This is a genomic window from Peribacillus simplex, from assembly GCF_001578185.1.
Classification (GTDB): domain Bacteria; phylum Bacillota; class Bacilli; order Bacillales; family DSM-1321; genus Peribacillus; species Peribacillus simplex_A.
Window position 1 is genome coordinate 4978840 of the sequence record NZ_CP011008.1, and the last position, 25211, is coordinate 5004050.

Genomic DNA, 25211 nt, shown 5'->3' on the forward strand with positions numbered 1-25211 from the left:
GCCCATTGCGAGCAGCCCTGCTAGAATAGTATTTTTGATAGATATACGACAATTGTTACCGTTAGACTGCTGAATAAAGTCGACATCAAGACCGCCTGTGCCGCATACTCCGGATGGTTGTCATATTCCAAAGCGAATAATGCGCTGTTTCTAGATGTTGGAAATGAACTTGCGATAAATAACCCCTGAGCGACAGTCCCTTCCAAGCCCAGCATGAGAATGATTAGGAATGCGATGGATGGCGAGAGTATTAAACGTCCAATCAAGCTAAGGATAAGCGGAAGAGGGAAATGCGTCATTTTCAAGTAGGCACTCTGTGCACCCAATGTAATCAAGGCTATGGCTATGAAAGCACTCGCGATATTATTAATCGGGGTCCATAGGAACAGAGGAATTTCGAAAGAAGTGGCCTGCATTAGTAGACCGAGTAAAAGAGCATAAATGACGGGGTTCTTCAGGAACTCGCGAATGGCACCCTTGGCACTTTTTGTATGGACGGAAACGGAGTTCATCAATCCATAGGTATAGGTCAACAGGTTTTGAAAAATGATCACGATGACTTGGATCGACAGGCCAAGAGGATTGGCATGAAAAACCATCTGACTGACGGGTAACCCGAAATTGGCAGAGTTATTCAAGACCACACTATTTTTAAACGTGGCAGAGAGACTTTGATCGAACCTGGCAAGTTTAGCAATCACTGAGCTCACAATGATGAGGCTTACTGCTTGAAGAGCAAGGAAGCTGAATATCTGGACAATCATCCCCCCGCCCATATTGCTTTGATATATATTGACAAAGCTAATGGCCGGCATGAGCAGGAAGTTATTCAATTTAGACAGCGTATTCAGATCCAGCTTGAATTTACGATGCATAACGGCCCCCGCCCCTATAAGAAAAAAGACCGGCACAATGACATTCAATACGATTAGAAACAGGACACTCACTTGACTTCCTCTCCATTCCTTAGGCTAATTCCTGTTGATTTACATCTCCCATCTATCATAATGCCGTGAAAGCCATAATTAAAATACCAATAAATTATCGTTAACCATTAAAAAATGGAATGGCAAAAAAAGCACAGAAGTTTCTGCGCTTCTATTTAAATATCACTCATGAAATCGACATCTTTGACAAATTCGACAAACGCTTTGACCAGTTTTAATTCCAGCGACTTTTCATGATATAACATCCATGTATTCCTGATAAGTGGATTTCCTTGCTTATCCTTAAGGTCCATTTGATGGAGGCTTTGGTCTTTCTCCAATAAAACACTAGGAAGGATCCCATATCCCAGTCCATTCCTGACCATTTCTTTGCATGTATCGCCTTTATCCACTTCCATACCCACCAAAGGAGGTCCTGAAAAATTGTCCCTCCACCAATTTTCGATCATTGTTTTTAAAAGGGCATCGGTCCTATAATCGATCCTCGGCAATGAGGGCAGGTCCCGAACTTCGATTTTTTCCTTAGAAGCAATACAAATCGTTTCCTCAAAAAGGTGATGCCTTGATCCTGACCATTGATAGTCCCCCCGTACAATCCCGACATGCACTTCTTCCTTGTAAATGAGGTTCAGTACTTCTTTACTCCATCCAGTAGTCACATGGAAATCCACTTTAGGATATCGTTCACGAAATAATCTCAACAGGCCAGGCAATTTATGCAGCGTAATATAGTTGGAAACACCCAGCCGTAATGTTCCACTGATCTCCTGACCCATATTGAATGCTGTCTCTTTTATCTGCCGGAGCCTGATCAGCATCTCATCCGCACAGATGGCCAAATATTCCCCTTGTGGGGTGAACTGCACTCCTCTTGTTCCCCGCTCCACAATCTTTAGATTGAATTCCTTCTCTATTTGTTGAATCCGTTTCGTTAAAGAAGGTTGTGAAATATATAAACTTTGCGCCGTTTTAGTAATATTCTTATGTTCATGCAACACCTTTAAAATATGCCAATCCCTTTCGTTCATAACCCTTCCTCCGATACGCTTTTCCTTGAATGTTTTATTAAAAATGTACCATAAATGGACTTTTGGAGATATCATTTAACAAAGACAAAAAAAGCCCAAGCCATGCCGGCAAGGACTTTCCCGTAAGCATCTTTCAAGCAGAAGATGCTCAGTCATTCAATTGAATTCTTTCAGGGCATGTATAGATATTCAGTGAATCATTACGAATGAACCCGACCGTGGTGATTCCCAATCCTTCAGCAAGCTCCAAAGCCAATTCGGTTGGAGCGGATTTCGAGAGGATCAGTTCACAGCCGATTTTCGCCACTTTCAAGAGAATTTCCGATGAAATCCGGCCGCTGAACACGATGGCTTTCCCTTCTATCGAAATACCATTTTTCAAGCAATGGCCGTATATTTTGTCCAAGGCATTATGCCGTCCGATGTCCATCCTGCTTAATACGAGGCCATCGACATCGCATAAAGCCGCATTGTGGACTCCGCCTGTGTTCTGAAAGGTGACAGCGGAATTTTGTAAATCCTTCATCAAGCGGAAGCAGTCACCGGGAGTCAGTCTCACCGAAACATTATCCATTTTCTTGGCAGTCAATGCATCATTCACAAAGACGAACCCTTGTCTGCTCATTCCGCAGCATGATGTAATATACCGCTTATTTTGAAAGTCCTGGAAGTAGGGATTCACTTTATCTATCTTCACATGAACAAAGCCTTCTTTTTCCCGGACCCAAATTTCTTTTATCTCATCATATTTTTTGATGATGCCTTCCGAAGCCAAATAACCAATCACCATATCCTCGATGTATTCAGGAGTACAAACCATCGTGACGAATTCCTGGCCATTTATTTTGACAGTAACGGGATACTCCGTTACGATCGTATCTTCCGTCCGCTCGATGTTGCCTTTGGTTATCCGGATGATCTTCCTCTTCATTTCAATCGCCTTCATGTTCCCACTCCTTTTACTATCCAGGAGCCAATTGACCAATATGTAAGGAACATGGTCAATGCCCGTTGAGTTTGGCCGCTATATCCTTATCAAATACGAATACGGAAATCGCTATGTTCTCTTTAATTTTGATGTCTGAAAACAAATGGACCAGTTTAGCTCCAACCAGTTCTTCCATTCCATCTGGAGGACTCTCCGAATACACATCCTGAACCATTTTGGTTCGTGCTGAATGGACCATGTCCCTTCCTTCCTCTGATCTTGATATGAACATTTCCGTAGGAGTCAAATTCCCATATAACGTAGAAACGGCCATATTTTCCACGAAAACCGTGTGTATCCGTTCTGGTCCTTTACCGAATAGTTCCTTGCGCAGCTTACGAATCATATCATTGAATTCATGGATAACTTTTGACACCGTTACGTCACTCCAATTTAAGAAAATTAAGTTCTCAATTTTCTTATCATAAATCAACGCGAAGAAAAACGAAAGGAATTTGGGAATGATACCCTCTTTCCAGGATTGTTTCTTTTTATAATTAAAGGTATAATATCAATGATGAAAGTTGGGAGCATAATAGTGTACTGTTGTGTCCCTATCTTTTTTAAAATTATCCATTATGGTATGGATTGGTATATTGGCAAGCTTTGCTATTAAACTATTCCACCATGACCTACACCACCGTTTTAGAGCCGAAGGTGTAATCATGGTGGTTTTTTGCGTCTTTTTGGCTATAAAAGGGGGAAATATAATGAGCGATTCAAACATTTCCATCAAAATCAATGGGAAGGATTATACCGCTAATGAAGGAACGACAATACTGGAGGTCATCAATCAACATGAGATAGCTCATCCACAGATTTGTTATGTTCCCGAAGTGGATCCGATCCAAACATGCGACACATGCATCGTCGAGGTCAATGGGAAACTCGTCAGATCATGTTCGACAAAAGCAATGAGAGGCATGGATATAGCCTTGGACTCAAGCAAGGCAAAAGAAGCCCAAACCGAGGCCATGGACCGGATCCTGGAAAACCATTCTTTATACTGTACTGTATGTGATAATAATAACGGAAATTGCAAACTACATAACACAGCAGAATTAATGGAAATTGAACACCAAAAATATCCTTACACACCGAAAGTGGAATTGGGTGCCGTCGATATGTCCCATCCATTTTACCGTTATGATGCCAATCAATGCATCGCATGCGGGCAATGTGTCGAAGTTTGCCAAAACCTTCAGGTCAATGAGACGCTCTCCATCGACTGGGAAGCAGAACGCCCTCGAGTAATTTGGGATGAAGGAACGGAAATCAATAACTCATCTTGTGTAGGTTGCGGACAGTGTGTAACCATTTGTCCATGTAATGCATTAATGGAAAAATCGATGCTGGGTGAGGCGGGTTTCATGTCTGGTTTAAAAAACGATATGCTTGAACCAATGATTGACCTTGTCAAAGAAGTGGAACCTGGATACAGCGGGATTTTTGCCATTTCGGAGATTGAAGCGGCAATGCGTGATACACGGACGAAGAAGACAAAAACAGTCTGTACGTTCTGTGGGGTAGGATGCACTTTCGAAGTCTGGACAAAAGGCCGGAAAATCCTTAAAGTCCAACCTACTCATGAAGCACCCGTCAATGCGATATCCACATGTGTCAAAGGGAAATTCGGCTGGGACTTCGTAAACTCGGAAAAACGTTTGACAAAGCCCCTGATTCGGAAAAATGGAAGATTCGTTGAATCAAGCTGGGATGAAGCACTTGATTTGGTTGCATCCAGACTGGGTTCGATCAAACAGCAATACGGCGAAAATTCTGTAGGCTTCATTTCCTCATCCAAGATCACGAATGAAGAAAACTATGTGATTCAAAAACTGGCACGGCAAATGTTCGAAACGAACAATGTCGACAATTGCTCTCGTTACTGTCAATCCCCAGCAACTGACGGACTGTTCCGTACAGTCGGCATGGGCGGTGATGCTGGTACGATTAAAGATATCGCCGCAGCAGGTCTTGTCATCATCGTTGGGGCTAACCCGGCAGAAGGCCATCCCGTACTGGCGACACGCGTTAAACGGGCACACAAGCTTCACGGACAAAAACTGATCGTAGCTGACATCCGCAAAAATGAAATGGCCGAGCGTTCCGACATCCATATCAGTCCAAAACAAGGAACAGACCAGGTTTGGTTGATGGCGGTTACAAAATATATGATCGATCAAGGCTGGCATGATCAAGAATTCATCAATGAAAATGTTAACTTCTTCGACGATTATAAAGAAGTACTTGAAAAATATACCTTGGAATACGCAGAAACACACACAGGTATTTCAAAAGAAACATTGATCCAAATAGCCGAGACAATTCGCGATGCAGACGGAACATGCATTCTCTGGGGAATGGGCGTTACACAAAACACTGGTGCTTCCGACACTTCGGCTGCAATTTCCAACCTGCTATTAGCTACAGGCAACTACCGTCGCCCAGGAGCGGGAGCTTATCCGCTTCGCGGCCATAACAATGTACAGGGCGCTTGCGATATGGGCACTCTTCCAACATGGCTTCCAGGATATCAGCATGTTACCGATGACGTGGCACGTACTAAATTCGAAAAAGCTTATGGAGTGAAAATTGATGGCAAACCAGGCATGAACAATATTGAAATGCTTAAAGCGATAGAAAAAGGCGATATGAAGGCCATGTATCTTGTAGGTGAAGATATGGCACTTGTCGATGCGGATGCAAACCATGTTGATAAAGTGTTATCCGGGTTGGATTTCTTTGTTGTCCAGGATATTTTCCTTTCAAGGACAGCCCAATATGCTGACGTGGTATTACCCGGAGCTCCATCTCTAGAAAAAGACGGAACGTTCACCAATACAGAGCGCCGTGTACAGCGTTTATATAAAGCCCTTCCCACTATGGGAGATTCTAAAGCGGACTGGGAGATCACTCAAGAGATCGCCAACCGCTTAGGTGCGAATTGGAACTACACCCATCCTAGTGAAATCTATGATGAAATGGCCAGCCTGTCACCGATATTCAGCCAAGCGAATTACGATGTGCTGGAAGGCTGGAACAGCTTCCTATGGGGAAGCCATGATGGGTCAAACACGCCGCTTCTTTATTTGGATGGCTTCAACTTCCCTGATAAGAAAGCACGCTTTGCACTGGCTGACTGGGTAGAACCTCATAAATTCCCAGCAGAATATGACCTTCATATCAATAATGGACGCATCCTGGAGCATTTCCATGAAGGAAATATGACGAACAAATCCAATGGAATCCAATCAAAGGTTCCTGATATTTTCGTTGAGGTTTCACCAGAACTTGCAAAAGAACGTAAAGTCAGTGATGGCGGACTCGTTCGCTTAGTGTCACCATTCGGGGCCGTTAAATTAAAAGTCCTGATCACAGACCGAGTAAAAAATAATGAGCTATTTTTACCGATGAACTCAGTCGATAAAGATTCAGCCATTAACTTCCTGACTGGTCCTATCTATGATCAACGCACAAGCACACCCGCATACAAACAGACGATGGTCCGCATGGAAGTATTACATGCAAGCGGAGACATCCCATTACCGGGCACCAATCCGCGAAATAAAAAACGTCACCCTCAAAATGGTGTCGAGGTTGAACGTAAGTGGGCCCGTCCAGGCTATGTTCACTTAACGGATAAATAAACAAGGAGGGCGATGATCATGGCAGCTCCAATTACGGAAATCCATAATCCCATTACTGAGGAAGAAATAAAGCTACAAAAAATGGAAGAACTGAAAACGCTGATCACCGATAATGAAGATGCGTTAATCAATATGTTTAAAATTGTCAATGAACTGAATGACTCGGGCGTATTCGAAGCTGCGACTTCCATGCTTCAAGGAAAAGAACAAATTGCTAAAATCGCTCTTCAACAAGTCACAAGGCAACCTGTCACAAACCTGATCAATACCCTTATGGGGGCAACAGGAGCATTGATGAACGCCGATGCCGCACAATCCACGAAACTGCTGAACAGTGCACTTTCAGGAATTGATGAAGGAAACAAATTCCTTCAGACCGAAAAGAAGATCGGCGTGATGGATTTAATGAAAACGTTGAATGATCCAGACATAAACCGGGCGATCGGCTTTGGCGTCCACTTCCTAAAGGGAATGGGCAAGGAATTGAAGGAATAAGATTGGAACAAAGACTTAAGAGAAGTTCATGCTTCTTTTGAGTCTTTGTTCTATCATGAATAAAAAAGGATAAATGAAATGCTATCGGGATAATGTAATCAAATTGATAAATCTACACCTAGGCTAAATAATGTTATTATTCCCATAAATTTTGGATTCGGTGACAAAAAACTCGTCATCAGATATCCATTCCTCGCTAAAAATTTCAGTAGCAGAATCAATAGACCAGCCGTTATTTTGGATACACCAGTAATCTCCAGCAGAAATTTTTAAAACATTTGGATACTCACTTGGCTTAGGTAGTTGAGCAAAAAGATAAGTCTCGATCTTTTCAGCAAGATACTTTCTCAACACCCCACACTCAAAGAAAGTCAGGGAATACGTGCTTTAATCAATAAGGGAGGTTGTTGAAGCAACCTCTTCTTAATGAACGAACAGGTGCTTTACATCAATAAGAGAGTTGCTTTGGCAGCTCTTTTTCTTATGGCACTAAAGGGGCAGGTTAGTTTACTAAGGCATAACTATTGAGTTTAGCTAAAGAATAAGGAGTAACAGAAATATGAGGTGAACCTTGATGGCTAAGCGATATTTAATCTTATTAGGATTTTTTTTATTTGCCTTTACTCCTATGCAAGCAGTTAAAGCAGAATCGGTTTCAAAAGTGGAAGGATGGTATGGAACAACAGAGGATATTTTTGGAGATATTGTATTTCCAACTCTAGATAAGAAAATTGAAAAAGAGTATGGACTTAATTTGAGTTGGCAATGGAAAAGAATTGTTGGCATAAGTTACAATGAAAATCATTCTTACGATGTCGATATTAAAATTCAAGTCTCTTCCGAACGTAATGAACCATTGGATTATGTAGACGACCAAGTTAAATTAAGAATATCTCCATCCTGTAACAGTGAAAAGCTTAATCAACTGAAATGTAATCATGGTTTTAAGATAGAAATATTAGATTACAAACATTTGTCTCAATAAGAATTTAGAGCAGCTATTAAAGGCAGCTTTTTCTTTTGTTTCTCTCTTTAATCAGAGAAATCCACTAATAATATGCGTTGGGTTAATAAGGAGCATAAAAATACTTAAATTAGGAAATTTTATAATCTAATATCATTTTACATCCAAAGGAGATTTATTCCATGAACCTACGGAAATATAAGATAGTAACTGCTTTTTTCATTTGTAGTTTTAATTTCTAATCTTACATCCACCACCTTAATTCATGGGAAAAATTCGTCTTCTCCTAACCACTTGGATTTAACAAATCTTTTACCACAATGGAAACTTGTCTATCGGTCACTTAAGTAGTAGATGGGGTTTCTGTGACAATAACCAATTTAAGAACATAAAAGTTGTTTTTTAAATTTAAAAATGCAGAAATGTAGTGTATACACTAATCTTATTTATAGGAGGACAGATCAATGAATACACGGGAAACCAAGGTCCAAAAACAAGGGTGGGTTCCTAAAAAGGAACGTATATGGGTGATCGTGGCGATTATTATCGCTGCTTCGATAATGCTTTGGGAATTTAAGGGACTATTACAACTTTCACTGCACAGCAGGCAGTTCGAACATACATTTAAAGGTTTTGGCTCCAATGCAAGAATTGCCTTATTTTTTGTACTAGCTTATTATGTACTTCTTCGTGTTATTAGGCTTCGTATGCTGAAAGGTCAAGGCAAGGTAAAAAAATGGTTGTCCACTTTGCTGCGCTTTGCCCGAAGATGGCATACTCCAGCAGCGATTATCGCCATCGCTTTTATTATCTTGCATACGGTTGCTGTTTTTATGCACGGCTTCAAATTTGATTTCAATAATATAAGTGGATTGCTTTCCTTGCTAGTACTGCTTCCAGTTCCTATATCGGGAATATTTCGATATCAGAGGAGGGACCGGAAGTGGCATTTGCGATCTGGTGTTGCTTTTGCAATTCTATTTTTAATTCATTCTTTTTTATAACCAACATGTTATAAACCATATTAGAGTCAGAGAAATAGTCTATTTTCAGGTGTAATGACGTAAATGTAACAATGGGGGAAATAATAAAGTGACTCGTTCCGTGATTTTTTAAGCTTCTTGGATAACTCCTTTTTTGGAGAAGGAGATTGTGAAGAATTATATTTAAACAAACGGGTGCGTTAGTTCCATAGGACGCACTAAAGAAGACCACCTATATAGGTGGTCTTCTTTTATTTGTTCTAACATCAACATTAATCTTTAACAAAGCCTTTTTGTTAATAAAGCACCGAGCTACAATTATAAGGAATTCCTTCTGTTTTCATTAGGATTGGTCTAATCTTTAATATATTCAGAAGTAGTGACGTTTTACAATATTTCACATGTATTGAACAACAAATAAACTTAAACTTCAATTTAACCATAAATTGTCTTTACAAAAAATATAGCATAATCTATCCAATAGGACAATTTATGCTTAAACTTACAAAGACAAATAAAAAACCACCAATATATGTATTGGTGGAGACGGTGGGAGTCGAACCCACGTCCAGACATAACGGCACTTAAGCTTCTACGAGTGTAGTCGATATATTCGCATTTCGCGAACTCATTAGCCTATCGACAGGCGGCAGAGCAGCTAGTCTGATTGGTCTCTTCCTTCATCCTCAGACGGTGGATTCCGGCGTATCCCACTTAGAGTGAGTCCCTTACCCTACCACGTGGGCCATGGAGGGAGGAACAGCTATCGACTGTTATTAAGCAGCGAAAGCTAGGTTGTTGTTTTGTTTGCCAGTTATAGGCGTTGACGTTTTAACGAGGCCGATCCCCTCGACTCGCAACTTAAGCTCGAACTATCCCTGTCGAATCCGTAACGTCCCCATGATAGAAATGGAGCGTACGAGAGAAGAATAGTCAGCAAGTTGGCTGATATTCAATTGTCATCGGTACAGGTTTAATTATAACAGATTGGTTCAAAAAAGCAATTGTAAGGTCTTGGCAGTTCTACATCTTCTGCCGATCACGGAAAGCACGTTCAATATCGCGTTTCGCTTCCTTCTTCTTCAGGTCATCACGCTTGTCATATTGCTTCTTCCCTTTTCCAAGTCCGATTAAAACTTTGGCAAAGCCATTCTTTAAATACATTTTCAAAGGGACGATGGTGTAACCTGTTTCCTTTGTTTCACCGATCAGTTTACTGATTTCCTTCTTATGCAAAAGAAGCTTTCGTGTCCGCAACGGGTCATGGTTAAACTGGTTTCCCTGCTCATATGGACTGACATGCATATTATGAAGATAGATTTCACCATTTTCTATTTTAGCAAAGGCATCCTTCAAATTCACTCGGGCCGCACGGATTGCCTTGATTTCCGTCCCTTTCAAAACGATACCTGCTTCAAACGTTTGTTCAATAAAGAAATCATGATAAGCTTTTTTATTTTGTGCTAGTTGTTTACCTGAGCCTTTTGGCATCTAACTCTCCCCTTTTTTACATCCAATCGCGGCGAGAGGATGAAATGATCATCCCCCCGCCTCAATCTTTATCTCTTTTTTGGTTTTCTCTTGCGCTTGGCAGCTGGCGCATTTTCAAAGAATTTTTTCTTCTTTTTCGGTTTTCTCTCGGAGGAAGGCGAATCTCCATTACGGCTGCCTCCGCGGCCGCCGCCTTTACCTTCGTTACGTCCCCCATTGCCACCGCGGCCACGTTTGCGTTCACCTGAGTTGGCTTTGAATATTTTCTTCTCGCCAGATGGACGCGGGCGGCTTACCTTCATGCCGATAATTTCAAAATCGATGGCGCGTTCCTCTTTATTGACGTTGGAAACACGTACGTCGATCTCATCGCCAATCCGGAACACATTACCGGTACGTTCCCCGATCATTGCAAGCTGACGCTCATCGAAGCGGTAATAATCATCCGTCATAAAGCTGACATGGACAAGTCCTTCAATGGTGTTCGGCAACTCGACGAACATCCCGAAATTCGTAACAGAACCAATGATACCGGTATATTCTTCGCCGATTTTATCAAGCATATATTCTGCTTTCTTCAAATCATCCGTTTCCCGTTCAGCATCGACTGAGCGACGTTCACGTTTCGATGTATGATCGGCAATTTCAGGTAAAATGGCATTCCATTTCTCCTTCGTAGCTTCATCGAGTTTACCTTCCACCAAGTAGGTCCTGATCAACCTGTGCACGATCAAATCCGGGTAACGGCGAATCGGTGATGTGAAATGTGTATAAAACTCAGCTGATAAACCAAAGTGACCTAAGCTCTCCGGGTCATATTTGGCTTGTTGCATGGAACGAAGCATGACGGTGGATATGACCGTTTCTTCCGGTTTACCTGCAACCGCCTCAATGATTTCCTGTAACGCTTTAGGATGAACGTCATTGGCCGACCCCCGTACAATATATCCGAAGTTCGTAATGAATTCAAAGAAACGCTGCAGTTTTTCCGGCTTGGGATCTTCATGAATACGGTAAATGAACGGAACGTCAAGACGGTTGAAATGCTCAGCAACGGTTTCGTTGGCCGCAAGCATGAACTCTTCAATCAGCTTTTCCGCAACCGACCTTTCACGTAAAACCACATCAGTCGGATGTCCCTCTTCATCAACGATAACTCTCGCTTCATTGAAATCAAAGTCGATTGCACCGCGGTTCATCCGATTTTTACGAAGGATGGCCGCCAACTTCTCCATGTCCTGGAACATCGGAACCAAAGCCTCATAGCGTTCGAGTTGTTCTTCATCCTTATCCACAAGGATTTTGTTCACATTGCCATATGTCATACGTTCAGTCGTCTTAATGACACTTTCGAAAATCTCATGGTTGACAACTTCACCATTTGGCGTGATTTCCATTTCACAAGAAAGTGTAAAACGGTCGACTTGTGGGTTCAAGGAACAAATGCCATTCGATAAACGATGCGGGATCATCGGGATGACCCTGTCAACCAAATAAACGCTCGTCCCTCTTTCTAAGGCTTCCTTATCGATTGGCGAACCCTCCGTCACATAATGGCTGACATCAGCAATATGGACACCAAGCTTATAATTGCCATTTTCAAGTTTAGAAACAGTGACGGCATCATCCAGGTCCTTTGCATCCGCTCCATCAATCGTGACCAAAACATCATTCCGCAAATCCCTGCGACTGCCAATTTCACTTTCTTGAATGGTATCCGAAACGGCATTGGCTTGCTCCATGACGTCATCCGGGAACTCCATCGGCAAACCATATTTATGGATCACTGAAAGAATATCTACACCAGGGTCATTCTTATGCCCAAGAATCTCAATGACTTCGCCTTCTGCACTTACACGTCCTTCAGGATAAGAAGTCAGCTTGACGACAACTTTATGTCCCTCTACCGCTCCATGGGAAGCATGCTGTGGAATGAAGATATCGTTTGCAATCTTTTTATCATCAGGGATGACGAAACCAAAACTTTTACTTTCCGAGTATGTACCGACCACTTGTGTAATTCCGCGTTCAAGTATTCTGATCACCGTGCCTTCTTGTCTTGAGCCGGATGTTTCCGAAGATACTCGTACCATGACGACATCTCCATGCATCGCTGTACCCGTTTCATTTGGCGGAATGAAAATATCATCCATACCTGGGTTATCTTCAGGTGTAACAAAAGCGAATCCCTTTGCATGTCCCGTTAATTTACCGCGGAACAAATTCATTTTTTGCGGCAGGCCGTAACGATTGCTTCTCGTTCTGACCACCAATCCCTTTTCTTCCATCTTAACTAAAGCCTTAACGAAATTCTTGAAATCTGCCGAGTCTTCGATTTTCAAAGCCTCTTCCAGTTCTTGTACGGTTAACGGCTTATATGCTTCATCCGTCATGTACGTCAGCAGCTTATTAATATGTTCTTGAATGTTATCTTCCATGAAAACCCTCCTATTCAGGGTATGATAAATTTGTTATTCGGACCAATCCAGGCTTTCTAAAAATTCAAATACATCTTCATGCAATTGGTTTCGTTCTTTATCAAGAGTTATGACATGACCGGATTCTTCATACCACTTGATTTGTTTGACAGGTGATTCAATGGCATCAATAATAATATCGGCACTTTTGGGATTGATAACATCATCATGCCGGCCCTGCACGACAAATGTCGGCGCGTAAATAAGGTCGACGTGCTCTCGTACATCCGTTATCAATTCCTGAAGGGCTTTCAATGTATTCATGGGCTTATCGGCAAGAAGGTCCATTTCAAGCTCTATTTGCTCTTGAGTTTTCCCTTCGTACTTCTTAAATTCTCTAGCGTACTCCAATACTCCTTTATACATCATTTCTTCACTTTTGATATACATAGGCGCACACATTGTTACGATACCCTTTATAGGTACAGTGTAACCTAATTTCAGAGAAAATACGCCTCCTAATGAGAGTCCGGCAACAGCAATTTCTTCATGGCCTTCGCTTTTAAGAAAATCGTAGGCCATCATGACATCTTTCCACCAATCTGTTGGACCCGTTTTCACTAACTCCTCTGGCGGAACGCCATGTCCTTTATAATGCGGGGCATGGCAGGTGTATCCCTGTTTCTCCAAGTAACGGCCAAGCATCCGCACATCTGCGGAATTCCCCGTAAATCCATGTAAAAGTAAAACAGCTCTTTTTCCGCCTTTAAAAGTAAAGGGCTGCTGCAGCTTGATTTTCATGATTTTAAACTCCTTTATCGGTAAATAGAATTCCCTATCCTATAATTAAGTACTAAAATCACTATATCTATTCATGCGACTATTGTGCAAAGAAAAAAGCCTAGCTATTTAGCTAGACTCATTTTTGATCCATTACACATCAAAGAATGCAACAAGTAAAGTTAAAGCAAAGAATAAAATGGCCAATACTACCGTTGCCCGATGTAAAACTAGGTCCAAACCGCGTGCCTTTTGCTTTCCGAATAGCTGCTCGGCACCGCCGGCAATCGCACCTGATAAACCTGCACTTTTACCTGATTGAAGCAATACCGTCACAATGAGGGCGATACTGACAATCACTAAAAGCGTTATGAGAAATGCATGCATGCAATTACACCTCCTGAAGAACCAATAAACAATTACTTTAACTTTACCACACCCACTAAATATCCACAATCTTTGTTATACTATAATGGTAAGAATTCCTAAATCCATAGTCGTTTATTTTCTTTTTGAAACAAAGTTTGAGATAATTTGCATAAAGAGAAAGAGGTGTCACCATGTTTAAGTCCATACTTCGGATTCTTGATCTCCTGACCATCCTATTCTCGGCGTTTGCCGGTTATTCTTTATGGACAGGCGGAAGCAATCTTATAAGTGTCCTATTAATCATCCTATCACCGCTTCTATTGCTGCTGGCAAAGTATCACGGAAATCGATACTTATTATTTGCTGCATATATCACGACAACCGTTTATTTTACTGCTATTATTTATAATGGACTTTCCAATAGCGGTATCGACTTTTTCCAATCAAGCTTTCATGTCCTCCTGATCGGGGCAGCAGCCGTCTTGCTGAGCATCATAGCAGCGGTGATCGGGTTTGGGACCAATACCCTTACGATTCTTTGGTTATCGCTGCACACCCTTGTCACATTCGAGACAATCAGGATGTCATCTGGTTTCCTTTCGCACTTTTGGTCTGATCCTGTCATGGAAACCGCAATCCGTAATGATTATCCTTTTTTGTTGATGGTGGTCTGGATTGGCTTATTTCTTGATAAATATCAAAGTGAATTAACAAGGGATTACTTATCACGATAATCTTTCAAAACTATTTCTATTGGAAATCTTATATTAAAAGCAAGGGGCCTTTCGTATGTTAAAACCTATATTTGCAGCAACCGCTCTATCATCTTTCATTCTGATGGCTGGCTGTTCATTCGACCTGACCAGCGATGATAAAAAAGAGCCAAAAGAAGAACAACCGAGCTCCCAGGATAAGGAGACAGAAACTGATAAGAATAATGATTCAAATGAATCGGCCCAACGCCAGGTGGAAGTTGATGAAACGGTTAAACCCGCACAGGCTGGCCTTCAGACATTAGCCAACCCGGAAAGCATACCTGTACTTGTCAATAAACAATACAGCCTGCCGGAAGATTACAAGCCTGAGGACCTTATCTACCCAAAAGTAGATTTCATCTTTCAAGATAAAATTGAAAAAAGAATGATGCGCAAAGAAGCGGGAAAGGCTCTTGAAAAATTGTTCCAGGCTGCCGAAAAAGAAAACATGCACTTTGCCGGTGTTTCCGCATACCGTTCACATCAAACACAAATCGCGGTCTTTAATAACTATGTGGCTAAGGACGGGGAAGAAAAAGCGAGAACCTACAGTGCAATGCCTGGGACAAGCGAGCATGAAACAGGTCTCGCGATTGATGTTACGACCCACGACGGCGCATGTGCTGCCCAAGACTGCTTCGGTGACACGAATGAAGCGACCTGGCTTGCCGAGCATGCCCATGAATACGGATTTATCATCCGCTATCCAGAAGGCAAGGAAAACATCACAGGCTATAAATACGAACCATGGCACATCCGCTATGTTGGTGTCGAAGCCGCAACTGAAATTTCCGAAACGAAGAGTACATTGGAAGAATACTATAATGCCGTGCCAGTGAAAGCTGTATCGAATAAATAAGAAAAGGTGCCCATATGCGGCACCTTTTTTTGTCTTGGATTTTATTAATCAAACGTTTGATTAAATGGGCTTGAATCCAGCTGGAATCACGCCTAAGCTGTAACAAGCCCATCTTAATGAAGCAATGACTTTAAGGTTTGATAACCGTTCGAAATGAACCGGAAGCGCTGTACTTTCATAGTCACTTTCGCTGACTTCATAAGGTTTTGGTAACAAATAGGACTGTCCCATATTGAATGCACACTTCCCCCCTCATAAACATAAAAAACCTCCTATTCAAATGTGGATTGCCACATTGAATAGGAGGTTAAAAGAAATTATTACTATGAATCCATCCGCTTCTCGTCAGAAGCGGAATTCAAGATAATTACTTCTTCAAGTTATAGAAAGATTTCATGCCGCCATATACAGCCAAGTCACCAAGCTGGTCTTCGATGCGAAGAAGTTGGTTGTATTTAGCGATACGGTCTGTACGGGACATGGAACCCGTCTTGATTTGGCCTGCGTTTGTTGCAACGGCGATGTCAGCGATTGTTGCATCTTCCGTTTCACCTGAACGGTGGGAAACGACTGCAGTGTAGCCTGCGCGCTTCGCCATTTCGATTGCATCAAACGTTTCAGTAAGTGTACCAATTTGGTTCACTTTGATCAGGATCGAGTTGCCGATGCCTTTTTCGATGCCTTCAGCCAATTTTTTCGTGTTCGTTACGAATAAATCATCACCCACTAATTGAACTTTAGAACCAATGCGTTCAGTTAGAAGTTTGTGGCCATCCCAGTCATTTTCATCCAAGCCGTCTTCGATGGAAAGAATCGGGAACTCATTCACTAGCTCTTCATAGAAAGCGACCATTTCTTCGGATGTAACGCCATTGCGGCCTTCGCCTGCAAGATCATATTTGCCTGTTTCTTTGTTATAGAATTCAGATGAAGCTACGTCCATACCAAGGTAGATATCTTCGCCTGCTTTATAGCCTGCTTTTTCAATTGCCTCGATGATGACTTGTAGCGCTTCACGGTTTGATCCAAGGTTTGGAGCAAAGCCGCCTTCATCGCCAACAGCCGTATTCAAGCCTTTAGCTGAAAGGACTGATTTCAATGCATGGAATACTTCAGCACCCATACGAACGGCTTCTTTGAAGCTAGGGGCACCTACAGGAAGGATCATGAATTCCTGGAAGTCGACATTGTTATCGGCATGTGATCCGCCGTTAATGATGTTCATCATTGGAGTCGGAAGTTGTTTCGCATTGAATCCTCCAAGATAACGATACAATGGTAAACCTGAAAATTCAGCAGCGGCATGGGCAGCAGCCATTGATACACCAAGAATTGCATTAGCTCCCAAGTTTCCTTTGTTTTCAGTACCATCAAGTTCAATCATTGTAAGGTCAAGGCCTGCTTGGTTCGTTACATCCAAACCAATGACAGCGTCAGCAATGATTTCATTTACATTATCAACTGCTTTTTGTACCCCTTTACCCAGGTAACGAGATTTATCTCCGTCACGAAGCTCAACCGCTTCGTGTTCCCCTGTGGAAGCACCTGATGGTACGATTGCACGTCCGAAATATCCGGACTCTGTTTGGATTTCTACTTCTACTGTTGGATTACCACGGGAATCAAGCACTTCGCGTGCATATACATGTTCGATGTACGGCATTATAAATCTCTCCTTTTCCAATTCACAATTTTTATTTAGATAATAGGGATTTCCCTGTCATTTCAACAGGTTTTTCGACTCCAAGCAAATCAAGCATCGTTGGAGCTAAATCGCCTAGGATACCACCTGTTCTTAATGTTACCTGATTTTTAGTGATAATGACAGGCACGGGATTCGTTGTATGGGCTGTCATGGGGTCGCCTTCAAGCGTTACGACTTCATCAGCATTGCCATGATCAGCTGTAATGATTGCTGTACCGCCTTTTGAGACGATTAAATCGACGATCCTGCCTAGGCATTCATCCACGGTTTCAATCGCTTTAATGGTAGGCTCAAGCATCCCTGAATGACCAACCATGTCCGGGTTGGCGAAATTCAAAAGGATCGCATCGAAACGGTCAGCCTCAATTTGTTCCACTAATGCATCCGTCACTTCATAAGCACTCATTTCCGGTTGTAAATCATATGTAGCGACTTTCGGAGAATTAATTAAAATCCTCTCTTCACCAGGAAACTTCTCTTCACGTCCGCCGCTCATGAAAAACGTCACATGAGGGTATTTTTCAGTTTCAGCGATACGAAGCTGGGTAAGCTGGTTTTGGGAAAGTACTTCCCCTAATGTATTATCAAGATTTGTCGGCTTAAAAGCAACATATCCGTCAACTGTTTCTGAAAAATGTGTCAAGCATACAAAATGGAGGTGCAACGGATGTCCAGGACCGCGGTCAAATGAGCGAAAGTCCTCATTCGTGAACGTATTGGAAATCTGGATCGCCCGGTCTGGACGGAAGTTATAAAAGATAACGGCATCATCATCTTTAATCGTTGCCACCGGTTTACCGTCTTCCGCCGTTATGACTGAAGGTATCACGAACTCGTCAAAAATGCCATGTTCGTAGGAGTCCTCGACACATTCCATAGCTGAAGAGTAAGCAGGTCCATCACCATACACCATCGAACGGTAGGATTTCTCCACACGTTCCCACCGTTTATCACGGTCCATCGAATAATATCTTCCGGAAATGGTCGCAAACTGACCGACACCGATTTCCTTCATTTTCGCTTCCGCTTCCTTAATATAACCTTGCGCCGTTTTCGGTCCGACATCACGTCCATCTAAAAATGCATGTACATATACATTTTTAACTCCTTCTTTTGCGGCCAATTTCAGCAGGGCATACATATGTTCAATATGACTGTGTACGCCGCCATCTGAAAGAAGGCCAAAAAGGTGAAGGTCCGTGCCTTTTTTCTTGGTATGGCTCATGGCATCGACCAAAGTTGGATTTTCTGCAAACTCACCTTCACGGATTGCCAGGTTCACACGGGTAAGACTTTGATAAACGATCCGTCCTGCCCCAATATTCAAATGCCCCACTTCGGAGTTCCCCATTTGACCGGCAGGCAAGCCGACAGCTTCCCCGCTTGCAGTTAAATGGGAATGCGGATACTGTTCCCAATAACGGTCAAAGTTCGGTTTTTTCGCATGAAAAACAGCATTTCCTTTTTCTTCGCTACGGCAGCCAAAACCGTCTAAGATGATAAGTGCCACAGGCGACTTACTCATAGTGACCAGCCTCCAGCAATTGTAAAAAGGAATCGGTTTTCAAGCTTGCCCCGCCTACCAACGCACCGTCAATATCAGGCTGTGCCATGTACTCTTTAATATTCTCAGGTTTTACACTGCCACCGTACTGAATGCGGATGGCTGCAGCCGCTTCATTTGAAAACTTGTCAGCTACAACTGAGCGAATATGTGCACAAACTTCATTTGCATCTTGAGCAGAAGACGATTTCCCTGTTCCAATCGCCCAAATAGGCTCATAGGCAATGACGGTTTGTTTTAATTGATCTTCAGATAATCCCGCCAAGCCATTTTCAATCTGGCTTCCAACGAAATCATTCGTTTCGCCCGCTTCCCTTTGCTCAAGTGTTTCACCGCAACAAACGATAGGGGTTAACTGATGTGCAAAAGCGGCATGCGCTTTTTTATTAACGCCTTCATCCGTTTCGTTGAACATTTCCCGGCGTTCAGAATGGCCAAGAATTACATAGGATACACCCAGATCAGCTAAAGCGATTGGACTGATTTCTCCTGTGAAAGCACCACTTTCTTCAAAGTGCATGTTCTGCGCCCCGATTTTCACATCGGTTCCTTTTGCTGCTTTAACCAGTTGATCCAGAAACAAAGCTGGAGCACATACAACCGTATCGATTAAATCTTGCTTCGGAATCAGATTGCTCACTTCTTCTAAAAAGGCAGTCGCTTCAGATAGTGTTTTATTCATTTTCCAGTTTCCTGCAATAATCGGTTTACGCATTTGTTTCTCATCCCTTCTAAAGTTGAATTATGTAACGGTTAACGCTTATTTATCGTTCAAGGCCATAACGCCAGGCAATTCTTTGCCTTCCATGAACTCAAGAGATGCACCGCCGCCAGTTGAAATATGGGACATCTTTTCTGCTAAACCAAACTTTTCAGCAGCTGCGGCTGAATCGCCTCCGCCTACAATACTGTACGTACCTTTTGATTCCGCCAATGCTTCAGCAACCGTTCTCGTTCCATTCGCAAACTTATCGAACTCGAATACACCCATCGGTCCATTCCATATGACAAGCTTGGAACCTTTAATTACATCCGCAAATAATTCACTAGTTTTTGGACCGATATCCAAAGCCATTTTATCATTTGGAATAGCATCGATATCAACATTCTCTGATTCTGCATCAGGTGAGAATTCAGCTGCTACAACTGCATCAATAGGCAAATGCAATTTTACGCCTTTTTCCTTTGCACTTTCGATGAAAGATTTGGCCAATTCTATTTTGTCTTCTTCCAATAAAGAATTACCGATTTCATGACCTTGTGCTTTAATAAATGTATAACCCAGTCCACCACCAATAATCAAGTGATCGACATTTTCCAAAAGGTTTTCGATAACGCCTATCTTATCCTTTACTTTCGCTCCGCCAATTATAGCTGTGAAAGGGCGTTCTGGGTTGGATAGGGCTTTTCCCAGCACAGAAAGTTCCTTTTCCATCAGTAATCCGGCAACAGCTGGAAGATGGTGTGCTATCCCTTCAGTGGACGCATGTGCACGGTGTGCAGCTCCGAATGCATCATTTACATAAACATCCGCCAGTGCAGCAAATGACTTCGCCAATTCTTGATCGTTCTTCTCTTCCCCCGGGTAGAAACGAACGTTCTCCAACAACAAGATCTCACCATTTTCCATGTTATCAATGATTGATTGAACGGACTCACCATAAGCTTCTTGAGCATTTCGCACATCTTTGCCACTAAGTTCACTTAGTCTTTCCGCAACAGGAGCTAAACGTAATTCTTCAACGACTTGTCCTTTAGGACGGCCAAGGTGGCTGGCTAAAATGACTTTAGCGCCTTGTTCCGTCAGATAGGAAATCGTCGGCAGTGCAGCTTTGATTCTCGTATCATCCGAAATCTTTCCGTCCTGCATCGGCACGTTGAAATCAACACGGCAAAATACGCGTTTCCCCTTTAACTCAATATCTCTAATCGACTTTTTATTCATAATCCAAGAACCTCCTTAGATATTGTTATCATATTTTTGATTCTTTTAATCAAAAAGGGAGAGGGTAAATATCCCAACTCCCCTTTTCTCTTTTTCATTATAGTCGGTTTAAAGGAAATTATCCAAAAACAAGAAATGTAAACGCTTGACTGATTAATGACTAACTTATAATATCATCTTCTGCCAAGTTTTTTTAGAGGTGTGATAAAAAAAACCTCACTTTGGTGAGGTTTTTTTTATTATTCTAATTACAATCCTTTTTTAGCCAAATAGTTGATTAAATCAACAACACGGCTAGAATATCCTGTTTCATTATCATACCAAGATAATACTTTAACCATGTTTCCTTCCATTACCATTGTGGAAAGGGCATCAATTGTAGATGATGCTGGGTTACCGTTATAGTCACCTGATACTAGCGGAAGTTCGCTGTACTCAAGAATTCCTTTTAATTCGCCTTCTGAAGCCTTTTTAAATGCTGCATTCACTTCTTCAGCCGTTACGTCTTTTTCAAGCTCTGCAACAAGGTCGACAACAGATACGTTTGGAGTAGGTACACGCATTGCCATACCATTCAATTTCCCTTTAAGTTCAGGAAGGACAAGTGCAACAGCTTTTGCTGCCCCAGTAGTTGTAGGAATGATATTCTCAGCCGCTGCCCGAGCACGGCGATAATCTTTATGAGGCAAATCAAGGATTTGCTGATCATTTGTATATGAGTGAACAGTCGTCATCATACCGCGTTTAATTCCGAATTGTTCTTGAAGCACTTTAGCAAATGGTGCTAAGCAGTTCGTTGTACAAGAAGCATTAGAGATTACATGGTGGTTTGCTGCATCATATTTTTCTTCGTTTACACCCATGACGATTGTGATGTCTTCATCTGATGCAGGAGCCGAAATGATTACTTTTTTCGCGCCAGCTTCTAAATGTTTAGCAGCATCCGCACGTTTTGTGAAACGTCCTGTAGATTCAACTACTACTTCTACTCCCAGTTCACCCCATGCTAATTGTGCAGGATCACGTTCAGCCAATACTTTGACTTTATGACCATCAACAACAAGGTAATCCCCATCAACCGTTACTTTTTCATTAAGAGATCCATGAATTGAATCATATTGAAGAAGGTGTGCTAACATATTAGCATCCGTTAAGTCGTTAATAGCTACAATCTCTACCTCAGGATTACTCAATGCTGCACGAAATACATTACGTCCAATACGTCCAAAACCATTAATTCCAACTTTTACTGCCATGAAAAATTCCTCCTTTTAAGTTCGCAAATATATTAAGGGGTGTAATTCCCCTGAATTAACTCTTGGGCTGCCGCTTCATCCGTTATCAAAACGGTCGATGAAGGCGCGCCTTTCATGTAAGAACGGATAGCCTTAGCTTTAGTTTTTCCACCTGCCACAGTTATCACTCGCTTTTCAGGGCTAAGATCATCTAACTGGATTCCGACTGTCAAAACCTTGTGAACAACTTTTCCGTTTTCATCGTAGTAATAACCGAATGCTTCTCCTACAGCATTTCCATCTAACAGCTTCTTTAACATTTCTGGCGAAGAATTTCTTCTCTCTGCCATCGCCATGGCATCACCAATTCCATGAATGATCATATCGGCAGATTTGATTTGGGAAATCACTTCTTTAATTGCAGGTTCCTTCATGAAGGAAGCATAAACCTCACCGCTTAATTGATCGGGTACATATAACACTCTGTAAGAGGCATGCGCCTTCTGTGCCATTCTTTCGACAATCGTATTAGCCTGGTTCTGCACTGCTTCACCAATTCCCCCGCGGGCTGGGACAAATGTCAATTTCTTGGAAGCCTCATCAGGTGACAACGAATTAGCCACTTCGGCCATTGTCGATCCACCAGTAACCGCAATGATATTTTTTGAGTTCCATTCTCGTTTCATACGGTTTGCACAAGCTTTACCCAATTCTTTTTTCACCCATGGGGTTTCATCACAATTTCCTGAGACAATAATGACCTCATCCACTTGTAACAAATCCTGCAATTGCCGCTCCATTATGTCTATACCCATTACTTCACGCATTATCCCTTCTAACTTATCCAGGATTTCAATCCCTTCATCAGTCAGCGTCATACCAGAACTGAATATGTTAACCAGGTTCTGACTTTTCAGAAAATCAACCTCGCTTCTAAGCGTCCGCTCAGTCAAATTAAGGCTCACGGCCAGACTTCGCCTTCCAACTGGCTGCATCATTTTGATATAACGCAGGATATCATATCTTTTTTGCATAGCCATAAGGAAATCAGGTAATAATTTTCTTTGTACCTCGAGTAATGTACGCATATTTAAAACTCCTAAATAGTTAAGTTGGACACATAATGTCCCGTGTAGTCGTTTTCTGTCCCACTTACACCAAAAAAATATTCCTGCTACATATTTTATTCTAGCAGGAACGGAATGTTTCTTCAAATGATTTGAAAAATTATTTTTCGAAAAGCCTATTTAGAGCTAATTTATCAACATTTCCAAATTGAACAATATCATCTTTCCATTCTACAACAGGGATCATCAATCCGAATTTCTCAACCAAATCATCATCGGTATGGATATCGATTTCCTTATACCCTATGCCTGACTCGAATTTCACTTCTTCAAGTATCCGCTTGGCTTTATCACATAATGGACATTTTTCCCTACTATATAAAACAAACGCATTTGATTCCAAACCACTCATCCTTTTCAATCATATCTTTTTCGTTTAGATGAAGAAGGGATCCCTAATTGTTCCCGGTATTTGGCGACCGTTCGGCGCGCCAGTATAATTCCATGCTCCACTTTCAATCGTTCTGCCAAATCTTGATCCGAAAGCGGCTTTTGTTTATTTTCACCATTGATGGCTGCCTGCAGGCCCTTTTTTGCTTGCATGCCCGACATATCCTCATCAAGGCCGACTGACTGTAAAGAAGTAGTGAAAAATATCCGCATCTCTATTGTGCCAAATGGTGTCTGTACGTATTTTCCTTTAACGGCCCGGCTAACTGTGGATTCATGAATACCAATCTCGTCGGCGACTTCTTTCATCGTCATCGGCTTCAAATGGTTAAGGCCATGACGAAAGCACGCCGGCTGTTTTTCGACGATGCACTGAATAACCTTCAATATCGTTTCTTTTCTCTGTTGTATCCCTCTAGAGATCCATTGATATTCCTGCCACTTATCCTGGATGAACTTTTGCACTCCCTGGTCCTTATGGCTCTTCATTCGGTTCAAATACCCTTTATCCACATTAAGATTTGGTGAGTTGCCATCATAATTCCCCACAAGCAGTACCCCATCACGAACTTCCACGACCACATCCGGCACTATATAAGAAGGTTTTTCCTGAAAAAAGAGTGAAGCTGGACGCGGGTTCAACGTCTGGACATAATCAAAGACTTCTTGAATCTCCTTCATTGTAACACCGATTTTCTTACTTAAGTCCTTCCAACGCTTTTCAGCAAAATCGAGGAAATGATTTTCTATGATCGATTCTGCCAGCAAATTCACCCCTTCTGCTTTTACCTGAAGTAAAAGGCACTCTTGAAGATTCCTTGCTGCAATTCCATGCGGCTCAAGCTGCTGTAAAATCGAAAGGCTCTCTTCCAAAACGACTGAAGATATGCCTGGAACACATATATCCTCCAGCTGAGTCCTTAAGTAACCGTTTTCATCAAGATTATGAATTAATAGTAGCATCGCCTTCTGCTGCTCACCGGAAAGTTGCTGGTGATTCACCTGGGACATGACATGCTGTTCAAGCGATAGTGTATCTTCACTGATTTGTTCAATCCAATAGTTGGCATCATACGTATTTTTAAGAGTCCGTTTTCCCTTTTTTCGGTCAAAGGTTGGCTGAAATAAAGAAGATGTTGGCTGATCTAGGGACAGTAATGGATTTTCCACCATTTTATCTTCTAAGAATGCCGATAGCTCCTGTGAGGAGTATTGCAGCAATGTAATTGCTTGCATAAGCTCCTGGGTCATTGCCATCTTTAATGTTTGCTGTTGAAAAAGTCCTGCTTTCATATTCATACTCATCGATTCATCCCTCCCCCACTCCATTTTACATTATCAGGAGAAAATTCTACACAAAAACCCATGAAAACGCTTACGTTTTTTTTCTGAATAGTGTATTTGTTTTAAATACTATATGTTAGAAATGCGATTTTCACAACTACTTTTACTGAAAAATCACCATTTTTCAATGGTAGGGGCGAATATTCTGAGGCAAGGGAGTGAAATACCATGATTC

The 25211-nt window shown here is 41.9% G+C and carries 24 protein-coding genes and 1 other RNA gene; 6 read left to right on the top strand and 19 right to left on the bottom strand.

Annotation, left to right across the window (positions count from 1 at the left end; all coding sequences use genetic code 11):
- Positions 1-20: 20 nt before the first annotated feature.
- The 4 genes from UP17_RS23390 to UP17_RS23405 form a co-directional block, all read right to left on the bottom strand.
- Positions 21-947 carry an AEC family transporter gene (locus UP17_RS23390; protein WP_061465534.1) on the bottom strand — a complete coding sequence of 309 codons (927 nt, stop codon included), beginning with the start codon at positions 945-947 and terminating at the stop codon, positions 21-23.
- 155 nt (positions 948-1102) lie between these two features.
- The gene (locus tag UP17_RS23395) at positions 1103-1975 is read right to left on the bottom strand and encodes a LysR family transcriptional regulator (RefSeq protein WP_061465535.1); all 873 of its coding nucleotides are present in this window, start codon (positions 1973-1975) and stop codon (positions 1103-1105) included.
- A gap of 148 nt (positions 1976-2123) precedes the next feature.
- Complete coding sequence (fdhD, locus tag UP17_RS23400; RefSeq protein ID WP_061465536.1) at positions 2124-2921, bottom strand: formate dehydrogenase accessory sulfurtransferase FdhD; 798 nt, start codon at positions 2919-2921, stop codon at positions 2124-2126.
- A gap of 55 nt (positions 2922-2976) precedes the next feature.
- Positions 2977-3339 carry a Na-translocating system protein MpsC family protein gene (locus tag UP17_RS23405; protein WP_061465537.1) on the bottom strand — a complete coding sequence of 121 codons (363 nt, stop codon included), beginning with the start codon at positions 3337-3339 and terminating at the stop codon, positions 2977-2979.
- 334 nt (positions 3340-3673) lie between these two features.
- On the opposite strand from UP17_RS23405, the gene fdhF reads away from it, so the two are divergent.
- Positions 3674-6613, top strand: coding sequence for a formate dehydrogenase subunit alpha (gene fdhF, locus UP17_RS23410; protein WP_061465538.1), 2940 nt, complete (start codon positions 3674-3676; stop codon positions 6611-6613).
- Positions 6614-6631: 18 nt separating this feature from the next.
- Positions 6632-7108, top strand: a complete 477-nt coding sequence (locus UP17_RS23415) for a helical membrane plugin domain-containing protein (protein ID WP_061465539.1) — start codon at positions 6632-6634, stop codon at positions 7106-7108.
- 123 nt (positions 7109-7231) lie between these two features.
- Here UP17_RS23415 and UP17_RS23420 read toward each other — a convergent pair whose 3' ends face one another.
- Positions 7232-7459: a hypothetical protein gene (locus UP17_RS23420; RefSeq protein ID WP_061465540.1), complete on the bottom strand. Its 228-nt coding sequence runs from the start codon at positions 7457-7459 to the stop codon at positions 7232-7234.
- 223 nt (positions 7460-7682) lie between these two features.
- On the opposite strand from UP17_RS23420, the gene UP17_RS23425 reads away from it, so the two are divergent.
- Entirely contained in the window at positions 7683-8093 is a 411-nt protein-coding gene (locus tag UP17_RS23425; protein WP_061465541.1) for a DUF3888 domain-containing protein, read from the top strand.
- Between the two features lie 443 nt (positions 8094-8536).
- Positions 8537-9076 carry a hypothetical protein gene (locus tag UP17_RS23430; protein WP_061465542.1) on the top strand — a complete coding sequence of 180 codons (540 nt, stop codon included), beginning with the start codon at positions 8537-8539 and terminating at the stop codon, positions 9074-9076.
- A 517-nt stretch (positions 9077-9593) separates the two neighbouring features.
- On the opposite strand, the gene ssrA is transcribed toward UP17_RS23430, so the two are convergent.
- The 5 genes from ssrA to secG all read right to left on the bottom strand — a co-directional run bounded on the left by ssrA (position 9594) and on the right by secG (position 14130).
- Positions 9594-9955, bottom strand: a transfer-messenger RNA (tmRNA) gene (gene ssrA / locus UP17_RS23435).
- Positions 9956-10078: 123 nt separating this feature from the next.
- Complete coding sequence (gene smpB, locus UP17_RS23440; RefSeq protein WP_057912049.1) at positions 10079-10546, bottom strand: SsrA-binding protein SmpB; 468 nt, start codon at positions 10544-10546, stop codon at positions 10079-10081.
- Between the two features lie 68 nt (positions 10547-10614).
- Entirely contained in the window at positions 10615-12984 is a 2370-nt protein-coding gene (rnr, locus tag UP17_RS23445; protein ID WP_061465543.1) for a ribonuclease R, read from the bottom strand.
- 33 nt (positions 12985-13017) lie between these two features.
- Entirely contained in the window at positions 13018-13764 is a 747-nt protein-coding gene (locus UP17_RS23450) for an alpha/beta hydrolase (protein WP_061465544.1), read from the bottom strand.
- 132 nt (positions 13765-13896) lie between these two features.
- Positions 13897-14130, bottom strand: coding sequence for a preprotein translocase subunit SecG (secG, locus tag UP17_RS23455; protein ID WP_061465545.1), 234 nt, complete (start codon positions 14128-14130; stop codon positions 13897-13899).
- A 173-nt stretch (positions 14131-14303) separates the two neighbouring features.
- Between secG and UP17_RS23460 the strand changes: the two genes are divergently transcribed.
- The gene (locus UP17_RS23460; protein ID WP_061465546.1) at positions 14304-14846 is read left to right on the top strand and encodes a hypothetical protein; all 543 of its coding nucleotides are present in this window, start codon (positions 14304-14306) and stop codon (positions 14844-14846) included.
- A gap of 55 nt (positions 14847-14901) precedes the next feature.
- Positions 14902-15726, top strand: coding sequence for a M15 family metallopeptidase (locus tag UP17_RS23465; protein WP_061465547.1), 825 nt, complete (start codon positions 14902-14904; stop codon positions 15724-15726).
- 60 nt (positions 15727-15786) lie between these two features.
- Here UP17_RS23465 and UP17_RS28045 read toward each other — a convergent pair whose 3' ends face one another.
- The 9 genes from UP17_RS28045 to rpoN form a co-directional block, all read right to left on the bottom strand.
- Positions 15787-15957 (bottom strand): hypothetical protein, encoded by a 171-nt coding sequence (locus UP17_RS28045; protein ID WP_155727472.1) that lies wholly within the window; start codon positions 15955-15957, stop codon positions 15787-15789.
- A gap of 136 nt (positions 15958-16093) precedes the next feature.
- A complete protein-coding gene (gene eno / locus UP17_RS23470) occupies positions 16094-17389 on the bottom strand; it encodes a phosphopyruvate hydratase (RefSeq protein WP_061465548.1) in 1296 nt (431 codons plus the stop codon).
- 31 nt (positions 17390-17420) lie between these two features.
- Positions 17421-18956 (bottom strand): 2,3-bisphosphoglycerate-independent phosphoglycerate mutase, encoded by a 1536-nt coding sequence (gpmI, locus tag UP17_RS23475; protein WP_061465549.1) that lies wholly within the window; start codon positions 18954-18956, stop codon positions 17421-17423.
- Entirely contained in the window at positions 18949-19710 is a 762-nt protein-coding gene (gene tpiA, locus UP17_RS23480; protein WP_061465550.1) for a triose-phosphate isomerase, read from the bottom strand. Before tpiA ends, gpmI begins: the two co-directional genes overlap by 8 nt.
- A gap of 45 nt (positions 19711-19755) precedes the next feature.
- Positions 19756-20940, bottom strand: a complete 1185-nt coding sequence (locus tag UP17_RS23485; RefSeq protein WP_061465551.1) for a phosphoglycerate kinase — start codon at positions 20938-20940, stop codon at positions 19756-19758.
- 248 nt (positions 20941-21188) lie between these two features.
- Positions 21189-22196 (bottom strand): type I glyceraldehyde-3-phosphate dehydrogenase, encoded by a 1008-nt coding sequence (gap, locus tag UP17_RS23490; RefSeq protein WP_061465552.1) that lies wholly within the window; start codon positions 22194-22196, stop codon positions 21189-21191.
- A gap of 32 nt (positions 22197-22228) precedes the next feature.
- A complete protein-coding gene (locus UP17_RS23495; protein WP_061465553.1) occupies positions 22229-23263 on the bottom strand; it encodes a sugar-binding transcriptional regulator in 1035 nt (344 codons plus the stop codon).
- Between the two features lie 139 nt (positions 23264-23402).
- Positions 23403-23654, bottom strand: coding sequence for a glutaredoxin family protein (locus tag UP17_RS23500; protein WP_061466287.1), 252 nt, complete (start codon positions 23652-23654; stop codon positions 23403-23405).
- 5 nt (positions 23655-23659) lie between these two features.
- Positions 23660-24997, bottom strand: a complete 1338-nt coding sequence (gene rpoN / locus UP17_RS23505) for an RNA polymerase factor sigma-54 (protein ID WP_250211725.1) — start codon at positions 24995-24997, stop codon at positions 23660-23662.
- Positions 24998-25211: the final 214 nt, after the last annotated feature.